The sequence below is a fragment of the Amycolatopsis mediterranei genome, assembly GCF_026017845.1.
GTDB lineage: Bacteria > Actinomycetota > Actinomycetes > Mycobacteriales > Pseudonocardiaceae > Amycolatopsis > Amycolatopsis mediterranei.
In genome coordinates this window covers 1,860,047-1,886,963 of the sequence record NZ_CP100416.1, presented here as the reverse complement: position 1 = coordinate 1,886,963, position 26,917 = coordinate 1,860,047, and the positions used below count along the sequence as shown (strand labels likewise).

Below are 26,917 nucleotides of genomic sequence, written 5' to 3'. Positions count from 1 at the left end.
TCAGCTCAGCGGCTTCAGCTCCACCCGCCGCCCTTCGGCCGACGACGTCAGCCCGGCCTCCGCCACCTGCAGACCGCGGGCCGCCGAGAAGAAGTCGTACCGGTGTTGCCGTCCGGCGACCACGTCCCGCACGAACTCCTCCCACTGCGCCTTGAAGCCGTTGTCGAATTCGGCGTTGTCCGGGACCTCCTGCCACTGGTCGCGGAAGGGCTCGGTGGCCGGCAGGTCCGGGTTCCAGACGGGCTTCGGCGTCGCCGAGCGGTGCTGGACACGGCAGCGCCGCAGCCCGGCGACCGCGCTGCCCTCGGTGCCGTCGACCTGGAATTCGACCAGCTCATCGCGGAAGACCCGCGTCGACCACGACGAGTTGATCTGCGCGATGACCCCCGACTCCAGTTCGAAGATGCCGTACGCGGCGTCGTCCGCCGTCGCCGCGTACGCCTCCCCCTGCTCGTCCCAGCGGCGCGGGATGTGCGTCACCGCCTTCGCCGTCACCGCCGAGACGCGGCCGAAAAGGTTCTCCAGCACGTAGTTCCAGTGGCAGAACATGTCGAGCACGATCCCGCCGCCGTCCTCGGCGCGGTAGTTCCAGCTCGGGCGCTGTGCTTCCTGCCAGTCGCCTTCGAAGACCCAGTAGCCGAACTCGCCGCGCACCGAAAGGATCCGCCCGAAGAACCCGCCGTCGATCAGCCGCCGCAGCTTGAGCAGCCCGGGCAGGAACAGCTTGTCGTGCACGACGCCGTGGCAAACGCCGGCGTCCCGCGCGAGCCCGGCCAGTTCCAGCGCCGCCGGCAGCGTCTCGGCGAGGGGCTTTTCGGCGTAGATGTGCTTGCCCGCGGCGATGGCCTCCCGCACCGACGGCTCGCGCGCCGACGTCAGCTGCGCGTCGAAGTAGATATCGACGTCCGGCAGCGCGGAGCCGGCGTCGGTGGTCCACGCCGTCAGGCCGTGGCGGTCGGCGAGGTCCTTGAGCTTCGCGGCGTTGCGCCCGGCGAGGATCGGCTCGAGCTGTACGCGGCTGCCGTCCGGGAGGGCGACGCCACCCTGCTCGCGGATCGCCAGGACCGACCGGAGCAGGTGCTGCCGGTAGCCCATCCGGCCCGTCACCCCGTTGAGCAGCACTCCGATGCTGGACTGGTTCATCTCTGCAAGCCTTCCTGGTCGAGCGGGATGTCGTATTCGGCCCGGCGGCCGCACATGCCGTAGCCGTCCGGGTTGGACGGCGTCGCGACCCGCAGGCCGGACCGGTCGAGGTGGCTCCCGTCGCCGTCGGCGAGCGCCTGGAGGTGTGCCCCGGTCAGTTCGGCGGCCCGCAGCGCCCCGGCCTGCCAGCGCGGTACCCACTCTGCGACCTTCGGCGCGACCAGCGCGACGGCCGCACGGTGGAACGCCCGCAGCGGTTCCGGATCGCCGTCGCGCAGGGCGTCCCGCAGCGGCAGGTACCCGCGGACGGCCAGGTCACGACGCTGCCGCGCGGCGTCGTCGGTTTTCGGCAACGCCGCGGCCTCGGCGTAGGCGCCCGCGTCGGCGAGCACATCGGGCGGGAAGGTGAAGACGGCGTCCCCGGCCTCCGGCAGCCCGCTGTTCTGCATCAGGACCGTGACGCGCAGGCCGTCGTCCTGCACCATCCGGTGCACGGTGCCGGGCGCGAACCACGCGATCACGCCGGCAGCCAGCGGCGTCTCCGCGTAGCCGCCGACGCTCAGGGTCTGGACGGCACCCCGGCCCCCGGTGACGACGTAGGCCTCGGTGCAGGCGAGGTGGATGTGCGGGCTGCCGCCGCAGACGCCGTCCTCGGCCGTCCAGTCGTAGGCGCGCAGGTGCGAGACGCCGATGCCACCCGGTAGCGGAAAATCGTTCATGACCACCCGTGTCCGTCGAGGTAGCGGGTCACCCGATCGCGGTCCCAGGCCCCGTCGGCGACGACGATCCGGTACCGGTAGGCGAAGCTTTCGCCCGGTGGCAGTTCGAATTCGTCAAAATACGCCCACGAAAAGGCGACCATGGGCGCCTCCTGGGCTCGGACGAACCAGTGCGACTCGTGGATCGCCTTGTCGTTCTCGGGGGCGTGGGCGAAGACCAGCGTCGAATGCGCGTCGACGAAGTCGTGCTCGCCGACGAACGCGAGCCACGGCGCCTGCGCGCCCATCATCGCCTCGCCTTCGAGGTCGCCGGGGCCGAGGACCCGGCCACCGCCGAAGTCCCGGGGCCCCCGCCAGTGCAGGCCGGTGTACCCGGCCAGCTCGCGGCCGGCGGTGGTCGGGCTGCCGAACACGAGCGGGGTATCGCGGACGTTGGTCAGCTCGATCCCCCAGTCGAGCGCCCAGGTCCCTTCGTCCGGCTCGACCGAGTGGACGACGATATCCCGCCGCTCCTTCGCCCACTCGTCCCCGCCATTGGCGACCCAGGTGAGGTTTTCGGCGAAACTCAGCCGATCGCGTCCGACGGTGATGCCGGCGAATCCGTCGTGCCGCATGGACCCGATGCGGTCGGGCAGCTCCTGGTACCAATCGCCGGGGACGTAGGTGTGGCCGCCCCAGAAGTTCTGCCCGGACAGGTGGCTCGCCGTCATCTGCAGGCCCTTGTGCCACCGGTGGTCGGCGGGCCGGTACCCGCTGACGTGCCGGCCGCCGAGGGTCCGCAGCGGGTGGGCGTAGGGCTTGCGCGACTCGAAGGCCACCGGGTCGGGCTTGTACACGTAGGACATCAGCTGAACGCCGCCCGCTTCGACGGAGACGTGCTCGCCGTGCCGGTGGGTCACGGTGATCGTCGCGCTCATCCGCGGTCTCCTGTCCGGGTGCCGGCCATGGCGCGGTAGAAGGGATCGCCAGGCCCGATCTCCCCGCGGCGCACGCCGAGCCCGGTGGACGCGGACTTGTACAGCGCGGCGATGAACTCCAGCACCTGCCGCCCGTCGTCCCCGCTGCACGGCGGCCGTCGCCCAGCCCGGTAGGCGGCGAGGATCGGCGCGAACGCGGCGGCGTGCGAGCTGCCGACGTCGTCGGCCGGGGTGTGCCAGCGTTCGACGGCATCCTCGGCGACGTGCGGCGCCGGGGTGTAGCGCCAGTCCTTGACGCCGTACCCGTAGAGGTGGGTGAGCTCCGCGGTGGCGAGCTCGCAGTCGATCCGGATCCGGCTCACCTCGTCCGGCGAGAGGACGCTGTTGACGACGGTCGCGAGCGCCCCCGACTCGAACCGGACCAACGCGGTGGAGACATCCTCGGTCTCGACGTCGTGCACCAGCCGAGCGGTCATCGCACGCACCTCGGCCCAGTCGCCGAGCAGGTGGAGCAGCAGATCCATCTGGTGGATGCCGTGGCCCATGGCCGGTCCGCCGCCCTCGGTTTCCCAGCGCCCGCGCCACGGCACCGCGTAGTAGGCGGCATCGCGGTACCAGGTGGTCTGGCAGTGCGCGACGAGCGGGCGTCCCAGCTCCCCGCCGGCGAGCAGGTCCCGGAAGTGCGCGGCGGCCGAGCCGGACCGCTGCTGGTAGACGAAGGCGGCGTACGGACCGCCCTCCCGCTCGGCAACGGTCATCTCGTCGTACTCGGCGAGCGACCGGCACGGCGGCTTCTCGCACCAGACCCAGGCGCCGCTCTCGAGCGCCTTCTTGGTTTGCTCGACGTGCAGGCTCGGCGGCGTGCAGATCGAGACGAGGTCCGGTTCCTGCTCGGCGAGCAGGGTGCCCAGGTCGCGATAGGGCTTGGCGTGTTCAGTCTCGGCGCAGAACGCGGCAACCCGCGCCTCGTCGACGTCGGCGGCGGCCACGAGGTCGACGTCTTCGCGGTGGGCCTCGAAGGCGGTCCGGTGGCTCTCCGCGATGGCCCCGGTTCCGATGACGGCCACCCGTAAGCGCTTTCCCTGAGCCAATCCGGGTCTCCCTCCACGGCTCCGGCGCCCCAGCAGCACCGATCCGCGCCACCCGCCACCCACGAGGACGGCGATCTCCGCGGCTGGGCTGCGCCTCTCCGACCGTTCCAGAAAGCGCTTTCTCATGCAACGGGCGACCGCGATGTCAACGTTGTCAACGCTCGCGATCCACCGGTCGGACGACTCGCGCGGCCGGTCGGAAATTCTCCAGCGGCAGGACTCCTACCGAAGTGGGCCCTCGAACGCCCGCGAAGATCAGCCGCTCTTGCTGCGGGTCTTCCGCGGCTGCCGGCTCTCGGCCCGCATCGCCCGCATGTCCAGGAAGGCGGCAACACCGGACACCAGCGCCGCGAACAGGCCGAGGAACCGGCCCAGGCCGGGTCCGATGGCGACCCCGGCAGCCTCGAAGATGCCGCGCTGGTCGCCGTCGAACTCCCAGTCCAGGGTGAACCAGCCCAGCACCATCAGCAGCAGCGACGCCGCGGCGACCACCAGCCACAGCTGCGGCAGGCCGCTGACGCGCAGGGTCCGGATTCGCCCGAAAGCGACCACGACCAGCCCGGCCAGCAGCAACGGCAGCGGCGGGCACCAGGAGAAGAAGCTCGAGTGCCACGCGTCGCGGACGACGTCACCGTGAGGCAGCTGCGCGAGGATGTTCTCGATGTCCGGCCTGGTGGAGGTGAGCGTGGTCCACGGCAGGAACGTCGAGCCCAGCGCGAGCAGCCCGGCCGCCAGGCCGAGCCACTCGCGCCAGGTGACGCTTTTGACGAATCCCGGTCGTGTCATGGAACCGGTCAGGAACCGACGCGCTCGATGATCAGCTCACGGACCCGCTTGGCGTCGGCCTGCCCCTTGGTCGCCTTCATGACCGCGCCGACGATGGCGCCCGCCGCGGCGACCTTCCCGCCGCGGATCTTTTCCGCGACGTCGGGTTGCGCCGCCAAGGCCTCGTCGATCGCCGCGAGCAGCGCCGAGTCGTCCGAGACGACCTTCAGCCCACGCTTCTCGACGACATCCCGCGGCTCGCCCTCGCCGGCGAGCACGCCCTGGACGACTTCCTTCGCCAGCTTGTTCGTCAGCTCGCCGGACGTGACCAGCCCGATCACTTCGGCCACCTGGGCCGGGGTGATCGCCAGCTCAGTCAGCTCGACCTCGCGGGCGTTGGCCTCCTGGGCAAGGGTGTTGACCCACCAGCCGCGAGCCTCGTCCGGCGACGCACCTGCCTCGACGGTGGCCGCAACGAGGTCGACGGCGCCGACGTTCAGCAGGTCACGCAGGGCTTCGTCGGAAAGCGACCATTCCTGCTGGATCCGCTTCCGCCGCTCCGAAGGCATCTCCGGCAGCGTCCCGCGCAGCTCCTCGACCCATTCGCGCGACGGCGCGATCGGGACCAGGTCGGGCTCCGGGAAGTACCGGTAGTCCTCCGCGGTCTCCTTCGTCCGGCCGGGCGACGTCGTCCCGTCGGCCTCCTGGAAGTGCCGCGTCTCCTGCTTGATCGAACCGCCCTCGGCGAGGATCGCCGCCTGCCGCGTCATCTCGTAGCGGACGGCGCGCTCGACACTGCGCAGCGAGTTGACGTTCTTCGTCTCGGTGCGGGTCCCGAACTCGGTCGCGTCCTTCGCCATCAGCGAGACGTTCGCGTCGCACCGCAGCGAACCCTGGTCCATCCGGACGTCGGACACGTCGAGCGCGCGAAGCAGGTCCCGCAGCGCGCTCACGTAGGCCCGTGCGACCTCAGGAGCCCGCTCGCCGGTGCCCTCGATCGGCTTCGTCACGATTTCGATCAGCGGTACGCCGGCCCGGTTGTAGTCGAGCAGCGAGTGCTCGGCGCCGTGGATCCGCCCGGTGGCGCCGCCGACGTGCAGCGACTTGCCGGTGTCCTCCTCCATGTGCGCGCGCTCGATCTGCACGCGCACGACCTCGCCGTCGTCGAGCGTGACGTCGAGGTAGCCGTTGAAGGCGATCGGCTCGTCGTACTGCGAGGTCTGGAAGTTCTTCGGCATGTCCGGGTAGAAGTAGTTCTTCCGCGCGAACCGGCACCACTCGGCGATCTCGCAGTTCAGCGCGAGCCCGATCCGGATCGCACCCTCGACGGCCTTGCCGTTGACGGCCGGCAGCGCCCCGGGCAAGCCGAGGCAGGTCGGGCAGACCTTCGTGTTCGGCTCGCCGCCGAACTCGTTCGGGCAGCCGCAGAACATCTTCGTGTTCGTGTTCAGCTCGACGTGCACCTCGAGCCCGAGCACGGGGTTGAACCGCTCGACGACGTCGGCGTAGTCCATCAACTCGGCCACGGCAGTCACTTCGTTCCTCCCAGCTCCGGGACCTTGTGGATGAGCGCCCCACCGGCGGCGGCGTCGCGGGCGGCCTCGTAGGCGGCACCGACCCGGTAGAGCCGGTCGTCGGCGAGCGCCGGCGCCATGATCTGCAGCCCGACCGGCAGGCCGTCCTCGTCGGAGAGCCCGCTCGGCACGCTCATGGCGGCGTTGCCGGCGAGGTTCGACGGGATCGTGCACAGGTCGGCGAGGTACATCGCCATCGGGTCGTCGACGCGCTCGCCGATCTTGAACGCCGTGGTCGGCGTCGTGGGCGAAACCAGGACATCGACCTGTTCGAAGGCAGCGTCAAAGTCACGCGTGATCAGCGTGCGCACCTTCTGCGCCGAGCCGTAGTAGGCGTCGTAGTAGCCGGACGACAACGCGTAGGTGCCCAGCATGATCCGCCGCTTGACCTCGGCGCCGAAGCCCTTCTCCCGCGTCAGCGACATGACTTCTTCGGCGCTGTGCGTGCCGTCGTCGGCGACGCGCAGGCCGTAGCGCATGGCGTCGAACCGCGCGAGGTTCGACGAGCACTCGCTGGGCGCGATCAGGTAGTACGCAGGCAGCGCGTAGACGAAGTTCGGACAAGACACCTCGACGACGTCCGCGCCGAGCGCCCGCAGCTGCTCGACCGCGGCCTGGAACGACCGCAGCACGCCCGGCTGGTAGCCGTCGCCGCCGAATTCTTTCACGACGCCGACCTTGACGCCCTTGAGGTCACCGGTCATGCCCTGACGGGCGGCGGCGACCACCGGGGGCACCGGCGTGTCGATGGAGGTCGAGTCCCGGGGGTCGTACCCGGCGATGACCTCGTGCAGCAGGGCGGCGTCGAGCACCGTCCGCGCGCATGGCCCGGCCTGGTCGAGCGAGGACGAAAAAGCGACAAGGCCGTACCGCGAGACGCCGCCGTAGGTCGGCTTGACCCCGACGGTCCCGGTGACCGACCCGGGCTGCCGGATCGACCCACCGGTGTCGGTGCCGATGGCGATGGCGGCCTCGAACGCCGCGATCGACGCCGACGAGCCACCGCCGGACCCGCCCGGGATGCGGGCGTGGTCCCACGGGTTGTGCGTCGGGCCGTACGCGGAGTTCTCGGTCGACGAGCCCATGGCGAACTCGTCCATGTTCGTCTTGCCGAGGATGACGACACCGGCCTCGCGCAGCTTGCGCGTCACGGTGGCGTCGTACGGCGGCAGCCAGCCTTCGAGCGTTTTCGAACCACAGGTCGTCGGCACGCCCTCGGTGGTCAGCACGTCCTTGAGCGCGAGCGGCACGCCGGCCAGCGGCGACGCGGGCGCCTTGCCGTCGGCGAGGCCTTCGTCGACCGCCTTGGCCGCGGCCAGCGCGCCCTCGGTGTCGACGTGCAGGAACGCGTGGATGTGGTCGTCGACCTCGGCGATCCGGTCCAGGTGGGCCTGCGTGACCTCGACCGCGGACACCTCGCGCGAATGGATCTTGCCCGCCAGCTCCGCGGCGGTCAGCTTGATGAGCTCGGTCACTGCTCTTCCCCCAGAATCCGCGGCACCCGGAAACGCCCGTCCTCGGCGGCCGGCGCACCGGCCAGCGCCTGCTGCTGCGAGAGCCCGGGGACGACGACGTCCTGTCGGAAGACGTTCGTCAGCGGCACGGCGTGCGACGTGGGCGGCACGTCGGCGGCGGCGACCTCGCTCACCTTGGCCACCGAGTCCAGGATCTGGTCGAGCTGGCCGGCGAAGACGTCGATCTCGTCGTCGGTCACGGCCAGCCTGGCCAGCTTCGCGAGGTGCGCGACCTCGTCTCGGGAAATGTTGGGCACGCGGGTGACTCCCGGGTTGTGCTGTGCGGGTTGTCTCGGAAGCTGCAAGTCTATGGTGGCGGCGCGGGCGGACTCGACTGGGTTACGCCCGGCGCAAGCCGGCTGCCGTCCGGCGACGCTCACATCCCGCCCGGCGGACAGCAGGCCCACGAGCCGGGTGGGTCTGTCACAATCGGCGACCGGCATCGAGCGTCCCACGGCAAGGCTGGGACGACAGAGGTGAGAGGGGCGCGTGGTGTCGTTCCTGATCCGGGTCCTCCTTCCGGACAGCCCGGGGACCCTCGGCGCGGTCGCCACGGCGCTCGGCACGGTAGGCGCCGACATCCTCAGCGTGGACGTCGTCGAGCGCGGCAGCGGAGTCGCCGTCGACGACCTGGTGGTCGAGCTCCCGTCGGGCCGCCTGCCCGACGCGCTGATCACGGCGGCGGAGAGCGTCGAGGGCGTCGAAGTCGATGCGGTCCGTCCCTACGCGGGCGTCCTGGACACGCACCGCGAGCTCGAGCTCGTCGAAGAGATCGCCGCGCAGCCGAAGTCCGGCCTCGACATCCTCGCCGAGGGCGTTCCCCGGATCGTGCGCGCCGGCTGGGCGATGATCGTCGAATATTCGGAGACCGGCGCGGTCCGGCTGGCCTCGTCCAGCGCGGCCCCGGAAACCCCGATCACCGATCTGCCGTGGCTGCCGCTGGAACGTGCGACGGTCCTCGACAGCGAGGAGGACTGGATCCCGGAGACGTGGAAGGAGCTCGGCACCGAGCTCGCCGCGACCCCGCTCGGCAAGCCGGGCAAGGCGCTGCTCGTCGCCCGTCCCGGGGGCCCGAACTTCCGCGCCGCCGAGGTCGCCCGGCTCGCCCACCTCGCCGGCATCGTCGCGGTCGTCCTCGACGGGTAGCGGGAAGCCCGTCACATCGCCGAAAGGGACGAGCGCACGCGGACTCGTCCCTTTCTCGACAAGGCCCAGGTCAGAAGTCGATCTGATAGGCGATCAGGGTGATGTGCGGGAGCAGCCGCCAGTCCCGCTCGGCCAGGCGCGTGAACCCGAGGCGTTCGTAGAGCCGATGCGCGCTGTGCATCCGGTCGAGGCTGCTCAGCACCACTCTGCGGAGACCCAGCGCGCGTGCGCGGTCGAACACAGCCTTGATCAAGGCTTCGCCGACACCGCGGCCCCGCGCCGATGGCGCCACCGCCAGCATCCGGAACTCCAGCTCACCCGGACGCGAGATCTCGGCGTATTCGGACCCCGGGCGCACGACGGTCACGGTGCCGACCACCTCCCCCGCCCCGTCCACGGCGACGAGGACCTCGGCCTTCTCGACCCGCCGCGCGACATCACGCAGCATCGCGTCGTAGCCGACGTCGTAGGCCAAGTGGCCGTCGGCCTCGTACGCCCGCACCGTGACCTCGCCAGCCGCGGCGTACTCCTCGGGCCGCGGCGGCCTGATCTCGACGTCACCCATCCGTTCCCCCGGTCTCTTGCTCGGCGGTCTCCTCGCCGGCCGGCAGCGCCACCTCCCGCGCCGCGTCGGGGCCCTGCTCCAGCAGGACGCGGAAGCCGGCTTCGTCGAGCACCGGCACCTTGAGCTGAACGGCCTTGTCGTATTTCGAACCAGGCGAGTCCCCGACGACGACGAAGGCGGTCTTCTTCGAGACCGACCCGGCAGCCTTGCCACCGCGGGCCATGACGACTTCCTTGGCCTCGTCGCGCGAGAAGCCGTCGAGCGAACCCGTGACCACGATCGACAGCCCCTCGAGGTGGCGAGGGATCGACTCGTCGCGCGCCTCCTCCATCCGCACGCCGGCGCGTCGCCACTTTTCGACGATCTCCCGGTGCCAGGCGACGTCGAACCACTCCTGCGTCGCGTGGGCGATGGTCGGGCCGACGCCGTCGACTGCCGAAAGTTCCTCCTCGGTGGCCTGCTCGATTCGTTCGATCGAGCCGAACTCACGGGCCAGCGCCTGCGCCGCTGTCGGCCCGACGTGCCGGATCGACAAAGCGACCAGCACCTTCCACAACGGCCGGTCCTTGGCCGCGTCGAGGTTGGAGAGCAGCTTCCGCGCGTTCGCCGACAGCTCCCCTGCCTTGGTCCGGAACAGCTCGACCTCGGCGAGGCTGTCCTCGTTCAGGTCGAAGACGTCGCCCTCATCGGCGACCACCCGCGCGTCGAGCAGCGCGACCGCAGCCTCGTACCCGAGGACCTCGATGTCGAAGGCGCCGCGTCCGGCCAGGTGGAACAGGCGCTCCCGCAGCTGCGCGGGGCAGAACCGGGTGTTCGGGCACCGGATGTCCTTGTCGCCTTCCTTCTGGTAGGCGAGCTCCGTGCCGCATTCCGGGCAGTGGGTGGGCATGACGAACTCGCGCTCGTCGCCCGTGCGCGCGTCCACGACCGGACCGAGGACCTCGGGAATGACGTCGCCGGCCTTGCGGATGACGATCCGGTCGCCGATCAGCACGCCCTTGCGCTTGACCTCCTCCTGGTTGTGGAGGGTGGCGCGCGAGACGGTCGACCCCGCGACCGTGACCGGCTCGGTGACCGCGAACGGGGTCACGCGCCCGGTTCGCCCGACGCCGACCTGGATGTCCAGCAGCGTCGTGATCGCCTCTTCCGGCGGGTACTTGTACGCGATCGCCCACCGCGGGGCGCGCGACGTCGTGCCCAGCCGCCGCTGCAACGCCACCTGGTCGACCTTGATGACCACGCCGTCGATCTCGTGCTCGGCGTCGTGCCGGTGCTCGCCCCAGTAGGCGATGTGCGCGGTCAGCTCGTCAGCCGAAGTCAGGACCTTGCTGTGTGGCGACACCGGCAGCCCCCACGCGGCCAGCGCGTCGTAGGCCTCCGATTGGCGCTGAGGCTCGAAGCCGGCGCGTTTACCGAGTCCGTGGCAGATGAGCCGCAGCCGGCGCTCGCGAGTGATCTTGGGATCCTTCTGCCGCAGCGAGCCGGCCGCGGTGTTGCGCGGGTTCGCATACGGCGGTTTGCCGGCTTCGACCATCTTCGCGTTCAGCTCGAGGAAGTCCTCGACGCGGAAGAAGACCTCGCCGCGCACCTCGACCAGGGCGGGCACCGGGAACTGATCGGTGCCGGTCAGCGTCTGCGGCACCTGGTCGAGCGTGCGGACGTTGAGCGTGACGTCCTCACCGGTCCGGCCGTCGCCTCGCGTGAGGGCCCGGGTCAGGTGGCCGTTTTCGTACAGGAGGTTGATCGCCAGGCCGTCGATCTTCAGCTCGGCGAGGAATTCTGTGCGCCCCACCTCCTTCTCGACGCGTTCGACCCAGGCCAGGAACTCGTCCTCGGCGAACACGTTGTCCAGGCTGAGCATGCGCTCGAGGTGGTCGTGCGCGGTGAACTCGGTCGAGAACGTGCCGCCGACCCGCTGAGTCGGCGATTCGGGTGTCACCAGCGCCGGGTGCGCATCCTCGAGCCGCTGCAGTTCGCCCAGCAGCTCGTCGAACTGCCCGTCGGAGATGATCGGCGAGTCCAGGACGTAGTAGCGGAACTGGTGGTCACGCAGTTCCTCGGCCAGGGCGCTGTGCCGCTCTCGAACGTCGGCCGGGACATCGGTGATGTCCTCCACGGCCACCTCGGCGTCGACCGCCGCAACCTGGTCCTGGGGAAGCTCGGTGCTGCTCACGGGTGGTAACCCTAGCCGGGGGGACCGACATTTTCGTCCGGTCCGCCGGCCAGTCCGCGGACCAGTTCACGGAGCTCCAGAAGGGTGATGGCACCGGCCGGCTCGGCCTCCGCGGTCTCGACGCGCCGTAACCGTTCGGCGGCGAGCCGTTCACCCAATGTCGCGTCGAGCGGCAGGAAGGTCATGGTCCGCCGGGCGTCATCGTCGAGATCGCCGAAGCGCGGGTGGAAGACCGCGACGTCGACCACGCGCTCGTCGTCGTCCACCTGGGCGGCGACCCGGACATCGGCCAGTGCGATCCGGTGCTCGCCGAGGTTCACCGTGACCTCGGTCGGATCGGGCACCGGCGGCACCGAATCGTGGTACTCCCAGATCGCGTCGTCCGGCGGCGCGGCCGCGCGCCACGCGTCGGTGAACGGCCGCACTTCGGGATCTTCCTGGCCGGTCACGACCAGGGCGTAGATCGCCTGGCGACCACGCTCGAGCGAGAAGTGCAGCCGCGGGTGCAGCGCCTCGACCAGCTGGCAGAGCTCGTACTCGACCCGGTGCGGCTCGCCCTCACCCAGTGCCGCGCTGACCATCGGAAGCAGCTCGAACCAGCCGTGCCAGAACGCCTCCGCGGCGGCCGCCGGATCGTCCGGCACGGGCTGCTCGGGCCACGCGGTGCGCGGGTCGGGCGGATCGGCGGCGGCGCTCTTGCGGCGGAACAGACGCATGGTTACGGATGATCCTCGTTCGGTCGGCTACGCGACACGCTACTTGCCGGCCGGAGCGGACGTCGGCGAGTTGCCGGATTCCGTCACCAGCCTTCCGGCGGCTCCACGAAGGCTTTGCCGAGGTCCCGGGTCAGCGCCAGGGCCCGCCGCATCCAGTCCGGCGTCGCGCCGGCAAGGCCACAGGCCGGTGTCGGCACCGCCCGTTCGGCGAGGACGCTGCGGTTGAAGCCGAGCCGGTCGGCCAGCCGGAACGCCGGCTCTCCGACATCCTTCAGGCTCAGCGGAGACGACGGCGAGGTCGTCGGAACCGCGCCCATGAACAGGGTCGCCCCGCCGTCCCACACCTCGCCGATCTCGTCGAGGAACGCGGCAGAGGCACCGTCGAGCGCTGCGAGGTCGAAGGCCAAGGCGTCCGCACCGGCCTCACGCAGCAGCCTTAGGGGCGGTTTCGCGGCGCAGCAGTGCAGGATCACCGGGCGATCGGTGATCCGTCGCGCGCCCTCGATCACCGTGGTGAGCAGCTGACGGGCCTCAGGCGCCGGCACCGCGGGGACGTTCCCGTAGCCGGACGGCGTCGACAGGTCGCCGGCCAGCACCGCGGGCAGCGACGGTTCGTCGAACTGGACCACGACCGGTGCGCCGATCCTGGCCCGCACTTCCGCGACGTGTTCGGCCAGGCCGTCCAGCAGGGACGACGTGAAGTCCCGCAAAGCCCCGCGATCGGTGAGCACCCGGTGGCCCCGGGGCAGTTCGATCCCGGCGCCGAGCGTCCACGGCCCGGCCAGCTGAACCTTGAAGAGCGGCGGGGTGACCCCGGACTTCTCCCGCGCCTCCTGTACGGCGTCGAGATCCCAGCGCAGCAGGTCGAGGGCCCGGCGGTGTTCGTGCCCAGGCCGGGAGGCGACGCGGTAGCCGCTCGGCACGACCTCGACAGCCAGGTCGACGAGCAGTGCCGCGGACCGGCCGAGCACGTCCGCTCCGACGCCGCGGGCCGGCAGCTCGGGCAGATGCGGAAAGTCGGGCAGTTCTCCGAACACGACCGCCGCCGCTTCAGCGGGGTCGTCGCCCGGCATCGATCCGATGGCCGTTGCGGCTCCGCTGGGCCAGATTCGCTCACTCACAACCACCGATTCTGGTCGACCCATCCTTGCGGGTACCGGCCGGGGCGACAAGATGCGGACAATTACCGCATTTCCGTTCGGTGGCACCATGAGCGGGTCCGCGGCGATAGGCTGACCGGCCATGACGAGTTCGCCACCGCAGCCGGGCTGGTACCCGGACGCGCGGGACCCCCGTCTGCACCGATGGTGGGACGGCCGGGCCTGGACCGCCGACACCCGCCCGGCCGCCCCCTTTCCGCCGCACAGCGACTCCGAGCCGATCGAGCTGGACATCGAACGCGCCCACGACCCGGCCCGGATTCAGAACCAGGTCAATCGCGCGACACGTGGCCGAGGCGGAACACGCGCCGGGGGCGGGACCCTGTTCACCGAGCCGGTCCTGGTGGTCAACCAGCGCGCCAAGCTCATCGAGATGGCCAACGAGTTCGGCGTCTTCGACCAAAACGGCAACCGGCTCGGCGGGGTCGTCGAGGTGGGCCAGAGCACGCTGAAAAAGGCGATCCGGCTCCTGACCAACTACGACCAGTTCCTGACCCACAAATTCGAAGTGCGCGACGCGAACCACAGCACCGTGCTCAAGGTGACCCGGCCGGCGAAGGTGTTCAAGTCCCGGTTCCTCGTCACCAGGGCCGACGAGACGCCGATCGGCGAGATCGTCCAGGAGAACGTCTTCGGCAAGATCCGGTTCGGCTTCATCGTCGACGGCCGGTCGGTCGGCGGGATCTTCGCCGAGAACTGGCGAGCCTGGAACTTCTCGATTCGCGACCACGCCGACACCGAGGTCGCCCGGGTGACGAAGACCTGGGGCGGATTCCTCAAAGCCGCCTTCACCACGGCCGACAACTACGTCGTGGAGATCCCTCATCCGCTGCCGGATCCGCTCGCCAGCATGGTGGTCGCCGCGGCCTTGACGATCGACACGGCCCTGAAGCAGGACACCGACTGATCGAGTGACCGGCGTCTCATCTCCTCCAGGTGGACAGCGGGCCCGGCACGGCTCAGGGTGAAGAAAGGCCGGGACGCCGCAGTCTCGCCGGGACGGAGGTCAGGCGTGGAACCGTTGCCGGAAAGCAGCGACAGGAACTGGACCGAGCCCGGAATCTACGAGGTCTCGTCCGGCGTCTACCGGATCCCGTTGCCGCTGCCCAACGATGCTCTGCGCGCAGTCAACGTCTACGCGGTCACCGACGGTGAGAAGCTGGTCCTGGTCGATTCCGGTTGGGCGCTGACCGTGGCCCGGCAACAGCTCGCCGACGCTCTGAGCGGGATCGGCGCCGGACTCGCCGACGTCAGCGAGTTCCTCGTGACCCACGTGCATCGGGACCACTATTCGCAGGCGGTGGTCCTCCGTCGTGACTTCGGTTCGAAGATCGCTCTCGGTCAGGACGAAGAGCCATCGCTCAAGGCATCCGGCAATCCCGACCGCCTGCCGATGGAAGCCCAGGTCGACCTCTTGTTCCAGGCCGGGGCCGGCGAAGTCGTGGAGGCGCTGGCCCGCCAGTTCGGCACGAACCGGCGGCACACGGAAGCCGACCTCTGGGAAGCGCCCGACGAATGGCTGACACCGGGCCCGCGGCCGATCCTGCCCGGGCGCGAGTTCGAAGTCGTCGCCACTCCAGGGCACACCTCCGGTCACGTCGTCTTCGTCGACGACACCGCCGACCTGTTGTTCTCCGGTGACCACGTGCTTCCGCACATCACCCCCTCCATCGGGTTCCAGCCGGTACCGGCCGAACTGCCGCTCAACGACTTCATCGGCTCACTTCGCTTGGTGCGCGCGATGCCGGACCGCCGCATGCTTCCCGCCCACGGCCCGGTGTCCGAGAGCGTGCACACCCGAGTCGACGAACTGCTGGAACACCATCGTCAACGTCTCGAGACGACAGCCTCCCAAATCGAGGCCGGCGCTACTTGCGCGTACGAAGCCGCGCACCGGATCGGCTGGACCCGCCGCAGCCGCAAACTGTCCGAAATGGACTCCTTCAATCAAATGCTTGCGGTCCTCGAAACCGCGGCACACCTCGATCTCCTGGTTTCCCAAGGGAAACTGAGCGCCCAGACCGTCGACGGCGTTCGTCGTTACGCGGTGGCCTGAGCGCACGCCCGGCCGGCACTGCGGGTAGCCACCTCGTTGCAGTTAGGTCCGCTGTCCGGCCTCCTGCATACTGGGGGCAATGGAGGTCATCAGACGCGCCCGGGCAACGGACATCGAGGCGCTTGTGCGCCTGTTCGCAGCACCGGGCGAGCCGTTGGCAGCCGCGCTCCGGGAACTCATGAACACTCCGCATGTCACGCTGGTCGTGGCGGAGGACGACAACGGTGTCGCCGGCACTGCACAGCTGACCGTGCTTCGAGGCCTCTCCTGGGACGGCGCGCCCCGTGGCCTGCTCGAGGGCATCCGCGCCGCGCGACGCGGTGTGACCAGCGCACTCCTGACCTGGGGCATCGACGAAGCCCGCCGGCGCGGGTGCGCACGCATCCACCTCGATTCGGGCGTCAACCGCGCCGACCTGCGAGATTTTTACGCACGCTTCGGTTTCGAGTACAGCTACCAAGGATTCACCCGCGTGCTGTGATACTGACGTCGTGGCCGACTACACCATCCGCAGAGCACGGCGAGAAGACATCGAGCCGATCGTGCACATGCTGGCGGATGACCAGCTCGGCGCCACCCGGGACGATCCCGGCGAACTCGAGCCGTACCTGCGCGCCTTTGACGAGATCGACGCCGATCCGAACCAGCTTTTGGTGGTCGTCGCGTCAGGCGACAAGCCGGTCGGCACCCTGCAGCTGACGATCATTCCGGGGCTCGCGAGGCGTGGCGCGCTTCGCGGCCAGATCGAGGCCGTGCGGATCCACGCCGACCATCGAGGCACCGGACTGGGCGCCGATCTCGTCCGCTGGGCGATCGACGAGTCGCGGCGGCGCGGGTGCGCCTTGGTGCAACTCACGTCGGACAGCTCTCGGACCAACGCACACCGGCTCTACGAGCGGCTCGGATTCACGCCCAGCCACACGGGATTCAAGCTCAAGCTCTGAGCGATGAAGCCCGCTACCTCCATCGAAGCAACGATTGTCCACTTCGGACATCGACCCCTCCTGTGATCACCACGCGGACGTCCGCGTACGCGAAACGATCCCGAAAGAATTGCGATCCGTCAAGCCGCGGAGGGCACGAACGGACCGTTCGTGCCCTTTTGATGACTTTCCTTGCGAACCGTCGTACCGTCGGACTCATGACACATTCACAACCAGTCCACAAGCTCGTCCCCGCACTCGTCCAGAGCGCCGACGGCGAACTTCCGTTCGTGCTGCAATCGGTCCGCGCCGACCCGAACACGTTGCAGCGCATGAAAGACGACCAGGTCATCGATCTGATCCGCGATACCGAAGCGGAGATCTCGAAGCTGCAGGCGGTGCAGCTGAGAGCGATCGCAGACTTGAGCGTAAGACGGAGACGGGCAACCAGCGCGTCCTCGGAAGTCGCGTTGGCCTTGTCCGTAACGGAACACCGCGCCAGTGCCATCGTTTCCGCGGCCAACGCGCTCATTGCCCGCCTCCCCCGCATGCTCAACCTCATGGACGACGGCCGGCTCGACCTCTACCGCGCTATGAAGGTCACCGACGCGACGGCATGGCTGTCGGGAGAGCACGTACGCGTCGTCGACGCAACGCTCGAGGATCGGGTGCCAGGACGGAACGCCACCCAGGTTCGCCGGGCCGCGGCCTACGCCGCCGCGCAGGCCGATCCCGACGGCGCGGCGCTCCGCACCGAGAGAAAACTCGTCGAGCGGCGGTTCACCCTGCGCCACCAAGACACCGGCGTGACCCATCTGTCGGTCAACAACGCACCGACGGAGAAGGCAACCGCTGCCTATGCCCGCGTCGACCAGTCCGCCCGTGCGTTGAAGACGCCGGACGAACCGCGCACGCTGGATCAGCTCCGAGCGGACGTGGCCATCGACCTGCTGCTCAGCGGCACCGGAGGCCCGAGCGAACGCACCGAGGTCTTCCTGCACATCGACCTGGCCACCTACCTCGGCCTCAATCAGACCCCGGCGGCGTTGTCCGGTCGCGGGCCCATCGCGTCTGCGCTGGCTCGGCACATCATCGGCGGACCCGACACGACGCTGCGCCGAGTTCTCACCGATCCGCGAACCGGTCACGCAGTCGAGCTGTCGCCGACGCGCTACTCGCTCGAGCAGGACGAGTTCATCAGGGTTCGCGACCAAGAGTGCCGGCAGCCCGGATGCACGCGCCCTGCACAGCGCTGCGGGATCAAAGCGACCCGCACGAAGGGCGAGTCCGGCGGCGTTGCAGACCAGGCCGTCACCTTCTGCTCGCGGCACAGCAAGCTGGAGGGACAGCCTGGCTGGGACTACGAAGTCACGCCGGGCGGCATCGTCAACGTCGCGACGCCGACAGGACAGGTCCACTCGACAACGCCACCGTCGATGCACCCCGGCCGCCGACGGGCGAACCGGCTCCGGAAGAAGCCCCGGCGGAAGTGACCGAGGATCAGCGGGTGCCGGAAATCTTCGCGCTGCCGAGGACGACGTCTCCATCGCCGGGATCGGGGCGGTAGAGAACGACGACCTGACCCGGAGCGACCCCGCGCAGCGGCTCGCGCAAGTGCACCGTCATGGTGTCGTCGTCCACGTCGGCGACCGCATCCACGATCCCTCCGTGGGCCCTGACCTGGACCACGCATTCGGTGGGTTCGGTCAACGGCCGGCCGCTGGGCCAGGTCGCCCGGTCAGCCTCGATCACCTTGACGCCCAGGTCGGCCACGGAGCCGACCTTGACGGAGCCCGACACCGGTTCGAGCGACAGGACGTACCGAGGACGGCCGTCGGGCGCCGGAGCATCGATCCCCAGCCCCTTGCGCTGGCCGACCGTGAACCCGTGCACGCCCGTGTGCCGGCCGAGGACCGCACCCGTTTCCGCGTCCACGAGCTCGCCAGGACGCTGTCCCAGCCGGTTCTCCAGGAACTTCTTGGTGTCGCCGTCCGGGATGAAGCAGATGTCGTGGCTGTCCGGCTTGTTGGCGACGGACAGGCCTCGTCGCTCCGCCTCGGCCCGCACGTCGGTCTTCCAGGAGTCGCCCAGGGGGAACATCGCGTGACTGAGCTGGTCCGGCGTCAGCGAGGCGAGTACGTACGACTGGTCCTTGCCGCTGTCCGCGCTACGACGCAACTCAGGCACACCGTCTACCACGGTGAGACGCGCGTAGTGACCTGTCGCGACCGCATCGAATCCCAGCGCCATCGCCTTTTCGAGGAGCGCTTCGAACTTGATCTTCTCGTTGCAGGTGACACAAGGATTCGGGGTGCGCCCGGCGGCGTATTCGCCGACGAAGGTTTCCACGACCTCTTCGGTGAAGCGCTCGGCGAAATCCCAGATGTAGAACGGGATTCCGAGGATGTCAGCAGCTCGCCGGGCGTCGTGTGAGTCCTCGATCGTGCAACACCCGCGCGAGCCGGTCCGCAGAGTTCCCGGTTTGGCGGACAGAGCCAGATGCACCCCGACGACATCGTGCCCGGCGTCGACCGCGCGCGCCGCGGCGACCGCCGAGTCCACTCCTCCGCTCATCGCGGCCAAAACCCGCATTGCCTTACACCTCTTGCTTCTGGGTCTGCTTGCGCATTCCGGCAAGGCCGGCCTGCCGGGCGCGCATGACGACGCCACCGATCTCCGCAGCCACGGCGTCGATGTCCGCGGCGGTGGATGTGTGGCCGAGTGAGAAACGAAGGGAACCGCGAGCCGCTGCCGGGTCGGCCCCCATGGCGAGCAGCACGTGGCTTGGCTGGGCGACGCCTGCGGTGCACGCCGATCCCGTCGAGCATTCGATGCCCTTGGCGTCGAGCAGCATCAACAGGCTGTCGCCGGCGCATCCGGGGAAGGTGAAGTGGGCATGGCTGGGCAGCCTCTCGCCATCTCCACCGTTGAGGACGGCGTCGGGGACCTCGCGTCGGACCGCCTCGACGAGCTCGTCTCGAAGCTCCTCAACGCGCTTCGCGTAGTCGGCTCGGCACGCGACGCTGATTCGGACGGCAGCTGCGAAACCCACGATTGCCGGGACGTCCAGGGTGCCGGAGCGAACGTTGCGTTCCTGGCCTCCGCCGTGCAGCAGAGGCGCGCAAGGCACGTCCCGTCCAAGCAGAAGCGCTCCCACTCCGAAGGGTCCGCCGAGCTTGTGCCCGGTCAGGGTGAGCGCTGCGACGCCGCTGGCGGCGAAGTCGACCGGCGCGGCCCCGACGGCCTGGACCGCGTCGGTGTGGAACGGGATGTCGAACTCGGCGCACACCGACGCCAGCTCGGCGATCGGGTTGACCGTGCCGACCTCGTTGTTCGCCCACATCACGGTGGCCAACGCCACGGTCTCGGGATCCGCGGCGATGGCTGCCCGGAGGATGTCAGGCGACACCCGTCCCTGGCTGTCCACGTCGAGCAGTGTGACCTCGGCGCCGCTGTGGGCCTCGAGCCATTCGACGGTATCCAGCACAGCGTGGTGCTCCGCGGCACCGCACAGAATGCGGCGACGCTGCTCCTGCTCGCCGCGACGAGCCCAGTAGATGCCCTTGATCGCGAGGTTGTCGCTCTCGGTGCCTCCGCCGGTGAAGATCACCTCGGAGGGACGGGCGCCCAGCGCCTCGGCGATGGTTTCGCGGGCTTCTTCGACCATCCGGCGAGCCCGGCGGCCCGAAGAATGCAGTGCCGAGGCGTTGCCCACGGTGGACAGCGCCTCGGTCATCGCCGCTATGGCTTCGGGCAACATCGGAGTGGTCGCCGCGTGGTCGAGATAGGTCATCGCTGTTCCAGGGTAGTCCGCTCCAGCGCGTTACGAAGCCCACCCTGGTCCTCGAAGTGGGCTGTCACACCTTTGACGGCCACCGCCCGGTCAACCGGACACCCACGGCCGCGAGCGTCACCAAGGCCACCGTGAGCAGCGCCATCGCCGGCGACGGGTCTAGAACCGAGCCGACCGCGCCGAGCAGGACCCCACCCAGGCCGATGAGCAGCGCGGAGCCGATCCAGTCCGCGAGTTGCATCGCCGAGGTATTGAATCCACGCTCGCCCTCGGGCGAGTAGCGGAGCAGGAGGACGGACATCGCGGGCATCGCGATCCCCATGCCTGCGCCGCCGACCGCGCAGGCCACGAAGGCGACCCAGCCGGGAAACCACGGTTGCGAAACCAGACCGAAGCCCACCAGGCCGGCCGCGACCAGCCAGAACCCGGTGCGCAGCGATGCCTCTCGCGACCAGTCGAGGTACCGGCCTTGCGCTGCCGACGCCGCGGACCAGCCCAGAGCCGTGATCGTCAGTGGCAGGCCGGCGAGGGCGGGGCTGTAACCGTGGACCGCGCTCATCGTCAGCGGGAGATACGCCTCCATCCCGGCGTACGCTCCGGCGATCAGGGCACGGGAGGCGATGACCGTCGGCAGGCCGGGGCGGGAAGTCAACGTCCCGGACGGCAGCAGCGTGCGGAGCGCATAGCCCAACGCGATCAGTCCGACCGTGCCGTAGCCGAGCGCGATGAGTGACTGATGCTGAGCCGCCCACGTCAAGGCTGCGACGCCGAGCGCGGCGATGATCGCCTGCGGCACGCTCGCCCGTCGCCCGCCCGTGGCGGGTTCGTGGCCGGGCAAGCGCCGGACGACCACGGCCAGCATGAGCACGCCGACAACCACAAGCGGAACCAAGCCGAGGAAGACCCAGCGCCAGCCGACGCTGACCGTCACGACTCCGGCCACCGAAGGCCCGATGACCGCGGGCAGGACCCACGCGGCAGCGTTCGCCGCGTAGATGACCGGACGTTCGTGGTCGGTGAACGTCAGTGCGATCAGGAGCGAGACCGAGACGAGGAGCAATCCCGCGCCGAAGCCCTGCAACGCGCGGCCGAGGAGCAGCATCGGCATCCCGCTCGCCGTTCCCGCGACCAGGAGACCGGCCGCGAACAACACGGGCCCGGCGAGCAGGGCCGGCGCCGGGCCGCGGCGGTCGCCGATCCGGCCCGAAAGCACCGTCGCGACCACGCTGGAGATCAGGAAGATCGTGAAAGGCCACGAGTAGAGCGCCGACCCGTGGAGGTCGGCGACCAGCGTGGGCATCGCCGTCGCCACGCCCATGCTCTCGAACGCGACCAGCGTGACCACGAGCAGCAGCGCGATCGTGGTCAGCCGGTGCTCCGCGCTCCAGAGCACACTTCGGCGGCGAGGTGCGGAGTCGATCGTCGAGGCCATGATCAGCAGCCTGCAACCTCCAGCCCGCTGGAGGTCAAGGTGATTCAGGCAGTGCGACGCGCCACCGGTTCCAGCGGCAGGTCACGGGCTAGCGCGGCCGCTTCGCCGCGGGAACTCACGTCGAGCTTGTCGAGGATGTTGCGGACGTGGAACTTCACCGTGTGCTCGCTGAGCTGCAGTTGTTCGGCGATCTGCCGGTTGCGCAGGCCCTGGGAGATACCCGACAGGACCTCCAGTTCGCGCGGGTTGAGCCGATCGAGGGCACGCAGCTCCGGCGGTTCGGCCACGCCGAGCGGGAGGACCGCCGTGACCGTGGTGCCCCAGCTCGGCACGGCGTCGACCTCCCAGTGGCCGCCGAGGGTCGTGAGGCGCTCGGTCAGGCCTCGGGGCGGGACCGCGTCGGCGACTTCCGGGCAATCGTCGCGGACCGTGATTCGCAGCACCGGTCCGTCCACCCGCCAGGACGCCCGCAAACGCGTGGTCGCTGGCTGGTCCAACGCCGCGAGTACCAGGCCGCGGGTGAGCGTCCGTGCCGTGTGGGCGATGTCCTGCGGGAGAGACGCGTCGCCGACGGGATCGACGAGGTCGACGTCGACTTCCGTGTGCCGGACCAGGTCGGCCAGCTGGGTCTTGAGGACGGCGAATGCCGCGTCCGCCTGCTGCGCGGACAGGACCTGGTCGCGGTCGATGACCCCTTTGAGCTCGAGCAACGCGTCGGCGGCGAGGTCGGCCGCGGTCCGGCGGGCGACGGCGTCGGAGAGCCGGCCGGAGCGGAGGACCGACAGGACCGTGACCAGGGTTGCCGCGTGTATCTGGCCGAGGTCGGTGACCGCCTGGGCGCGTGCGGAGGCCGCGGCGAGGCTGCCGGCCAGGACGTCCGGGCCCGGGTCCGTCGCCCGCTGGCCCGCATCGGTGCTGACGATGTGCCACAGCCGGGCCGCCAGCTCCAGCTCCGCGGGCGGCGGCTCCGCGGCCTCGGGCACCACCACGATCACCGCGCCCTGCCCGACGGCCGGGGTCGAAGCGAGCAGGACCAGACGGCGCTCGACGCCGCCGAGCACGCCGTCGGTCACCACGGCCCTGCCCGGTTCGCTGCGGTCGACCAGCCGCTGCAGCTCGACGCTGGTCACGGCCTGCGTGATCGCTTCGTCGCCGATGACCTTGAGGGGACTGCGGGGACAGTCGCCCGTCTGCATCGCGGCCGCGCGGTGCGGGATCAGCTTGGCCAGCTCGGCGGTGAACCGGCTGAGCAACTGGGGCCGCGGTGCCGACAGGAGCCGCTCGACGACGTCCAGCACCTGCCGTGGATCCGACCAGGAAGCGTCCATGACGTCCAAGGTAGGCGCGTCCGGGGCCCGGCGACCTGCTCGTCCGGCTAGTGAACACTGCTCGTCCGGGCGGTTCGGCGGCTCCGTCCGGCGAGTTGACTTCCGGGGGAGGACATTCGAACCGAAGGTCACGAACCAAGGAGCGCGAACCACCATGCGAGCGATCACCTTCTCCGCATACGGCGGACCGGAAGTCCTGCAGCTGTCCGACGTTCCGGCGCCGGAGCCCGGCCCGGGGCAGGTGCGGCTGGCCGTGCGGGCCGCCGCGGTCAACCCGATCGACTGGAAGATCCGCAACGGCGCCATGCAGCAGAACTTCCAGGTCCCGTTCCCGCACATCCCCGGCGTCGAGGTCGCCGGAGTCGTCGACGCCGTCGGGGAGGGCGCGGACTTCGCCGTGGGCGACGAGGTGTTCGGCTGGTCGGAGACCGGTGCCTACGCCGAGTACGCACTCGCGAAGACGATCGCGCCGAAGCCCGCAAGCCTTTCGTGGGCGGACGCAGCCGCGTTGCCGGTCGCCGGCGAGACCGCCCTTCGCGTCCTCGGGCTGCTGGGGGTTCGCGAGGGCGAGACGCTGCTGCTCCTCGGCGCCAGCGGCACGGTCGGGCGGTTCGCCGCTCAGGTGGCCCTCGCGCAGGGCGTGACCGTCATCGGGACCGGGGGAAGCCGGAGCCTCGACGACCTCAAGTCGCTGGGCGTCGTTCCGGTCCGCTACGGCGACGGCTGGGTGGAGCGGGTGCGCGAAGTCACGTCCGGGCCGGTGGACGCCGTCTTCGACGCTGCCGGGCACGGGGTGCTGCCGGGATCCGTCGAGCTGCGGGGCACCAAGGACCGGATCATCACCATCGCCGATGCGGCCGCGTTCGAGCTGGGGATCCCGTTCTCCAGCGGGGGCGAGCAGACCCGTGAGGTCCTCACCGGGATCGCCGGCTGGGTGACCGATCGCGGGGTCGGCATCGCGCAGGGCAAGAGCTATCCGCTGGCCGAGGCGGCCGCGGCGCAGGTCGAAAGCGAGGGCGGGCACCCTGGCGGAAAGGTGACCATCGCGGTCGGCTGACCGAAGGGGGACCCAATCCGGGCCTGTCGCCGGATCGCGGCGACAGGGCCCGGATCACTTCGCGGGAGGCGAAGCCAGTGGGGCCGCCTCGCGGCGCGGGGTCCGCCGCCGCTGCTGGGCCGGGATCTGCACCGTGCCCAGAGCGGAATGGACCGCCGCCTCGGCGAGAGCGGCCAGTTCGCGGCGGGTTTCCGCGCGGCCCGGGGCGATCTCCGGGCAGATGTGGATCTCGAGCACCAGGCCGCGCAGGGCCGCGACCCGGCGCAGCGACGCGATCAGCGACTCCGGTCCGATGAACGCCGGCCGGCTGGTCTCGCGGCCGTCGGCGAGGCGGTACCGCAACGCGATCGGGCGCACCGGGACACCGCCGTCGATGGCGGCCTGGAACGTCGCCGTCGTGAAGCGGCCGGAGGCCAGGCCGCACCACGTGGTGCCCTCCGGGGTGACGCTCACCAGTGAGCCCGTCCTCAGCGCGTCGGCCAGCGACGCCATCGTGGCGGGCAACGTGGTCAGCCGCTCGCGGTCGAGGAAGATGCTGCCGCCGCGGCGGACCAGGCCGCCGAGCACCGGCCAGCCCGCGATCTCCTTCTTGGCCAGCGCGCGCATCGGCCGCAGCGCGTTGATCGCGACGATGTCCAGCCACGAGATGTGGTTGTTGACCACCAGCGCGCCACGGCCGGCAGGCGCGGTCAGGAAGTCGGCGCCGCCCCGGATGTCCAACCGGACGCCGAACGCCCGCAGCATGCCCAGGAAGATCAGCCGGAGCAGGCGCTCGCGGCCCGGGACGACCAGCAGCAAGGGCGCGCACACCAGCGCCGCGAGCACGACCGAGATCGCCGCCGTGATGCGCAGGACCCGTCGCGGAAGACCGACCACCGGGTCGTCGGCGGTCAGGCAGCCGTCGCCGCACGGCGAAGACGGCATCCAGGCGTGGCTCATCCCTGGACCCCGAGGAAGAACTTGAGGTACCGCTCGTCGACGTTGTGCAGGTCCAGGAGGACGAAGAAGTCCGCGACGCCGAAGTCGACGTCGAGCGCCGGCGGCCCGCAGACCTTGGCGCCGAGCCGGACGTAGCCCTTGATCAGCGGCGGCAGTGTGGGCCGCGCCGGGCGCTCGATGCCCGAGGTGTCCCACGGGATCAACGGCGTGACGCGCGTGGCCTCGTCGGAGTAGTGCTTGGCCCGCAGGACGTCCCACACTCCGGCGGCGAAGGAGCCGTCGTCCACCAGCGGGACGGACGCGCAGCCGGCGAGGTAGCGGTGACCGGAAAGCAGCATGTAGCGGGCAATCCCGGCCCAGACAAGGCTGACGACGGCGCCGCTGCGGTGGTCCGGGTGCACGCAAGACCGGCCCGTTTCGACCAGTGACGGTCGCAGGCCCTCGAGTGCGGTGAGGTCGAATTCGCTGTCGGCGTAGAGCTTCCCGGCCAGGGCGGCGCGCTCCGGCGGCAGCATGCGGTAGCAGCCGACGATCTCGCCCGTGTTGTCGTCGCGGACCACGAGGTGGTCGCAGAACTCGTCGAACTCGTCGACGTCGAGACCGGGCCGCGGGGAGTGGAGGCGCGCACCCATTTCCTCGGCGAAAACCCGGTGACGCAGTTTCTGCGCCGAGACCACTTCGTCGTTCGCGTGCGCGACGAGAAGCGAGTACCGGGGGGCGTCGGCGGGGACCTCGGTACCCGCCTGATCAGTGCTGACGAGGAGCTGTGACGTCGTCATGGTCAAGGTTTACCTGCGCGGAGGCAGCCGCGGAGAGTGCCATCCGATGACCGATTAGTGCACGTTCAGTTAATGGCGGGTTCTCAGGCTCCTCTCAGGTCCCCGGAATGCGCAAAGGGCCTCCCGGGGACGTCCCGGGAGGCCCTTCGACGTGGCTCGAAATCAGCCCTTGCGCTTCTCGACCGCTTCGGTCAGCTGCGGCGCGACGTTGAACAGGTCGCCGACGATGCCGAAGTCGGCGATCTCGAAGATCGGCGCCTCCGCGTCCTTGTTGACGGCGATGATCGTCTTCGACGTCTGCATGCCCGCGCGGTGCTGGATCGCGCCGGAGATGCCGAGCGCGATGTACAGCTGCGGCGAGACCGTCTTGCCGGTCTGGCCGACCTGGAACTGGGCCGGGTAGTAGCCGGAGTCGACAGCGGCCCGCGACGCGCCGACGGCCGCGCCGAGCGAGTCGGCCAGCTTCTCGACGACGTCGAACTTCTCCGCCGAACCGACACCACGGCCACCGGACACCACGATCGAGGCCTCGGTCAGCTCGGGCCGGTCACCACCGGTCACCGGCTCGACGCCGGTGATCTTGGTGGCCTTCGCCGCGTCGACCGCGGGGAGCTCGACGGTCTCTTCGGCCGCGGCGCCCTCGGCGGGCTCGGCCTCGACCGCACCCGGGCGGATCGAGACGACCGGGGCCCCCTTCGCGGACTTCGACTTGACCGAGAAGGCGCCACCGAAGATGGACTGGTCGATGACGCCGTCGCCGTTGACGCCCACGGCGTCGTAGATCAGGCCGGAGCCGAGGCGCACGGCCAGGCGGGCGGCGACCTCCTTGCCCTCACCGCTGGCGGTGACGAGCACAGCGGCGGGGGACGCCTGCTGCGCGAGCGCGGCAAGCACGTCCACCTTGGGCGTGACCAGGTAGTTCGCGGCGTCGTCGCCTTCCGCGACATACACCTTGGCGGCGCCGTGCGACGCCAGCGCCTGCTTCGCCTTGGCGGCGGTCCCGGTCGGGCCGACGACGACGGCCGACGGCTCACCGAGCGCGCGGGCGGCGGTCAGCAGCTCGAGCGTGACCTTCTTGACCTCACCGTCGACGTGGTCGACGAGGACGAGTACTTCAGCCATGGTTC

Annotated in this window: 26 protein-coding genes; 7 read left to right on the top strand and 19 right to left on the bottom strand. The window is 70.1% G+C overall.

Annotation, left to right across the window (positions count from 1 at the left end):
* The 8 genes from ISP_RS09025 to gatC form a co-directional block, all read right to left on the bottom strand.
* Positions 1–1,143, bottom strand: a complete 1,143-nt coding sequence (locus ISP_RS09025; RefSeq protein ID WP_013223576.1) for a Gfo/Idh/MocA family protein — start codon at positions 1,141–1,143, stop codon at positions 1–3.
* A complete protein-coding gene (locus ISP_RS09020) occupies positions 1,140–1,862 on the bottom strand; it encodes a cupin domain-containing protein (protein WP_013223575.1) in 723 nt (240 codons plus the stop codon). Before ISP_RS09020 ends, ISP_RS09025 begins: the two co-directional genes overlap by 4 nt.
* Positions 1,859–2,779, bottom strand: coding sequence for a DUF6807 domain-containing protein (locus ISP_RS09015; RefSeq protein ID WP_013223574.1), 921 nt, complete (start codon positions 2,777–2,779; stop codon positions 1,859–1,861). The genes ISP_RS09020 and ISP_RS09015 overlap by 4 nt, the downstream gene beginning before the upstream one ends.
* Positions 2,776–3,846, bottom strand: a complete 1,071-nt coding sequence (locus ISP_RS09010) for a Gfo/Idh/MocA family protein (RefSeq protein WP_013223573.1) — start codon at positions 3,844–3,846, stop codon at positions 2,776–2,778. The genes ISP_RS09015 and ISP_RS09010 overlap by 4 nt, the downstream gene beginning before the upstream one ends.
* A gap of 279 nt (positions 3,847–4,125) precedes the next feature.
* Positions 4,126–4,656, bottom strand: coding sequence for a hypothetical protein (locus tag ISP_RS09005; protein ID WP_013223572.1), 531 nt, complete (start codon positions 4,654–4,656; stop codon positions 4,126–4,128).
* 8 nt (positions 4,657–4,664) lie between these two features.
* Complete coding sequence (gatB, locus tag ISP_RS09000; protein WP_013223571.1) at positions 4,665–6,170, bottom strand: Asp-tRNA(Asn)/Glu-tRNA(Gln) amidotransferase subunit GatB; 1,506 nt, start codon at positions 6,168–6,170, stop codon at positions 4,665–4,667.
* Positions 6,167–7,684 (bottom strand): Asp-tRNA(Asn)/Glu-tRNA(Gln) amidotransferase subunit GatA, encoded by a 1,518-nt coding sequence (gene gatA / locus ISP_RS08995; RefSeq protein WP_013223570.1) that lies wholly within the window; start codon positions 7,682–7,684, stop codon positions 6,167–6,169. The genes gatB and gatA overlap by 4 nt, the downstream gene beginning before the upstream one ends.
* Positions 7,681–7,980, bottom strand: a complete 300-nt coding sequence (gatC, locus tag ISP_RS08990) for an Asp-tRNA(Asn)/Glu-tRNA(Gln) amidotransferase subunit GatC (protein WP_013223569.1) — start codon at positions 7,978–7,980, stop codon at positions 7,681–7,683. Before gatC ends, gatA begins: the two co-directional genes overlap by 4 nt.
* A gap of 235 nt (positions 7,981–8,215) precedes the next feature.
* Between gatC and ISP_RS08985 the strand changes: the two genes are divergently transcribed.
* Positions 8,216–8,869: an ACT domain-containing protein gene (locus ISP_RS08985; protein WP_034284416.1), complete on the top strand. Its 654-nt coding sequence runs from the start codon at positions 8,216–8,218 to the stop codon at positions 8,867–8,869.
* A gap of 70 nt (positions 8,870–8,939) precedes the next feature.
* Here the strand turns inward: ISP_RS08985 and ISP_RS08980 are convergent, their stop codons facing one another.
* From ISP_RS08980 to ISP_RS08965, 4 genes are all read right to left on the bottom strand, one after another.
* Complete coding sequence (locus ISP_RS08980) at positions 8,940–9,434, bottom strand: GNAT family N-acetyltransferase (RefSeq protein WP_013223567.1); 495 nt, start codon at positions 9,432–9,434, stop codon at positions 8,940–8,942.
* Positions 9,427–11,607, bottom strand: coding sequence for an NAD-dependent DNA ligase LigA (ligA, locus tag ISP_RS08975; protein WP_013223566.1), 2,181 nt, complete (start codon positions 11,605–11,607; stop codon positions 9,427–9,429). Before ligA ends, ISP_RS08980 begins: the two co-directional genes overlap by 8 nt.
* An 11-nt stretch (positions 11,608–11,618) precedes the next feature.
* A complete protein-coding gene (locus ISP_RS08970; protein ID WP_013223565.1) occupies positions 11,619–12,323 on the bottom strand; it encodes a hypothetical protein in 705 nt (234 codons plus the stop codon).
* Positions 12,324–12,406: 83 nt separating this feature from the next.
* On the bottom strand, positions 12,407–13,444 hold the full coding sequence (locus ISP_RS08965) for a uroporphyrinogen decarboxylase/cobalamine-independent methonine synthase family protein (protein ID WP_034284403.1): 1,038 nt from the start codon (positions 13,442–13,444) through the stop codon (positions 12,407–12,409).
* A 121-nt stretch (positions 13,445–13,565) separates the two neighbouring features.
* On the opposite strand from ISP_RS08965, the gene ISP_RS08960 reads away from it, so the two are divergent.
* The 5 genes from ISP_RS08960 (at position 13,566) to ISP_RS08940 (ending at position 17,955) form a co-directional block, all read left to right on the top strand.
* Positions 13,566–14,390 carry a phospholipid scramblase-related protein gene (locus ISP_RS08960; RefSeq protein WP_013223563.1) on the top strand — a complete coding sequence of 275 codons (825 nt, stop codon included), beginning with the start codon at positions 13,566–13,568 and terminating at the stop codon, positions 14,388–14,390.
* Positions 14,391–14,495: 105 nt separating this feature from the next.
* Positions 14,496–15,539 carry an MBL fold metallo-hydrolase gene (locus tag ISP_RS08955; protein WP_013223562.1) on the top strand — a complete coding sequence of 348 codons (1,044 nt, stop codon included), beginning with the start codon at positions 14,496–14,498 and terminating at the stop codon, positions 15,537–15,539.
* A gap of 79 nt (positions 15,540–15,618) precedes the next feature.
* Positions 15,619–16,020, top strand: coding sequence for a GNAT family N-acetyltransferase (locus ISP_RS08950; protein WP_013223561.1), 402 nt, complete (start codon positions 15,619–15,621; stop codon positions 16,018–16,020).
* Positions 16,021–16,030: 10 nt separating this feature from the next.
* Complete coding sequence (locus tag ISP_RS08945; protein ID WP_013223560.1) at positions 16,031–16,483, top strand: GNAT family N-acetyltransferase; 453 nt, start codon at positions 16,031–16,033, stop codon at positions 16,481–16,483.
* A 197-nt stretch (positions 16,484–16,680) separates the two neighbouring features.
* The gene (locus ISP_RS08940) at positions 16,681–17,955 is read left to right on the top strand and encodes a DUF222 domain-containing protein (protein WP_013223559.1); all 1,275 of its coding nucleotides are present in this window, start codon (positions 16,681–16,683) and stop codon (positions 17,953–17,955) included.
* 7 nt (positions 17,956–17,962) lie between these two features.
* Here ISP_RS08940 and mnmA read toward each other — a convergent pair whose 3' ends face one another.
* The 4 genes from mnmA to ISP_RS08920 form a co-directional block, all read right to left on the bottom strand.
* Complete coding sequence (mnmA, locus tag ISP_RS08935; protein WP_013223558.1) at positions 17,963–19,054, bottom strand: tRNA 2-thiouridine(34) synthase MnmA; 1,092 nt, start codon at positions 19,052–19,054, stop codon at positions 17,963–17,965.
* Between the two features lie 4 nt (positions 19,055–19,058).
* A complete protein-coding gene (locus ISP_RS08930) occupies positions 19,059–20,255 on the bottom strand; it encodes a cysteine desulfurase family protein (RefSeq protein ID WP_013223557.1) in 1,197 nt (398 codons plus the stop codon).
* Positions 20,256–20,319: 64 nt separating this feature from the next.
* Complete coding sequence (locus tag ISP_RS08925; protein ID WP_013223556.1) at positions 20,320–21,687, bottom strand: MFS transporter; 1,368 nt, start codon at positions 21,685–21,687, stop codon at positions 20,320–20,322.
* Positions 21,688–21,731: 44 nt separating this feature from the next.
* On the bottom strand, positions 21,732–23,015 hold the full coding sequence (locus tag ISP_RS08920; protein ID WP_013223555.1) for a helix-turn-helix transcriptional regulator: 1,284 nt from the start codon (positions 23,013–23,015) through the stop codon (positions 21,732–21,734).
* A gap of 154 nt (positions 23,016–23,169) precedes the next feature.
* Here ISP_RS08920 and ISP_RS08915 point away from each other — a divergent pair, with 154 nt between their 5' ends.
* Entirely contained in the window at positions 23,170–24,072 is a 903-nt protein-coding gene (locus tag ISP_RS08915) for an NADP-dependent oxidoreductase (protein ID WP_013223554.1), read from the top strand.
* Positions 24,073–24,126: 54 nt separating this feature from the next.
* Here ISP_RS08915 and ISP_RS08910 read toward each other — a convergent pair whose 3' ends face one another.
* The 3 genes from ISP_RS08910 to ISP_RS08900 form a co-directional block, all read right to left on the bottom strand.
* Positions 24,127–25,011 carry a lysophospholipid acyltransferase family protein gene (locus ISP_RS08910; RefSeq protein ID WP_013223553.1) on the bottom strand — a complete coding sequence of 295 codons (885 nt, stop codon included), beginning with the start codon at positions 25,009–25,011 and terminating at the stop codon, positions 24,127–24,129.
* Positions 25,008–25,790 carry a GNAT family N-acetyltransferase gene (locus ISP_RS08905; protein WP_013223552.1) on the bottom strand — a complete coding sequence of 261 codons (783 nt, stop codon included), beginning with the start codon at positions 25,788–25,790 and terminating at the stop codon, positions 25,008–25,010. The genes ISP_RS08910 and ISP_RS08905 overlap by 4 nt, the downstream gene beginning before the upstream one ends.
* A 162-nt stretch (positions 25,791–25,952) precedes the next feature.
* Positions 25,953–26,912, bottom strand: a complete 960-nt coding sequence (locus ISP_RS08900) for an electron transfer flavoprotein subunit alpha/FixB family protein (protein ID WP_013223551.1) — start codon at positions 26,910–26,912, stop codon at positions 25,953–25,955.
* Between the last annotated feature and the right edge of the window lie 5 nt (positions 26,913–26,917).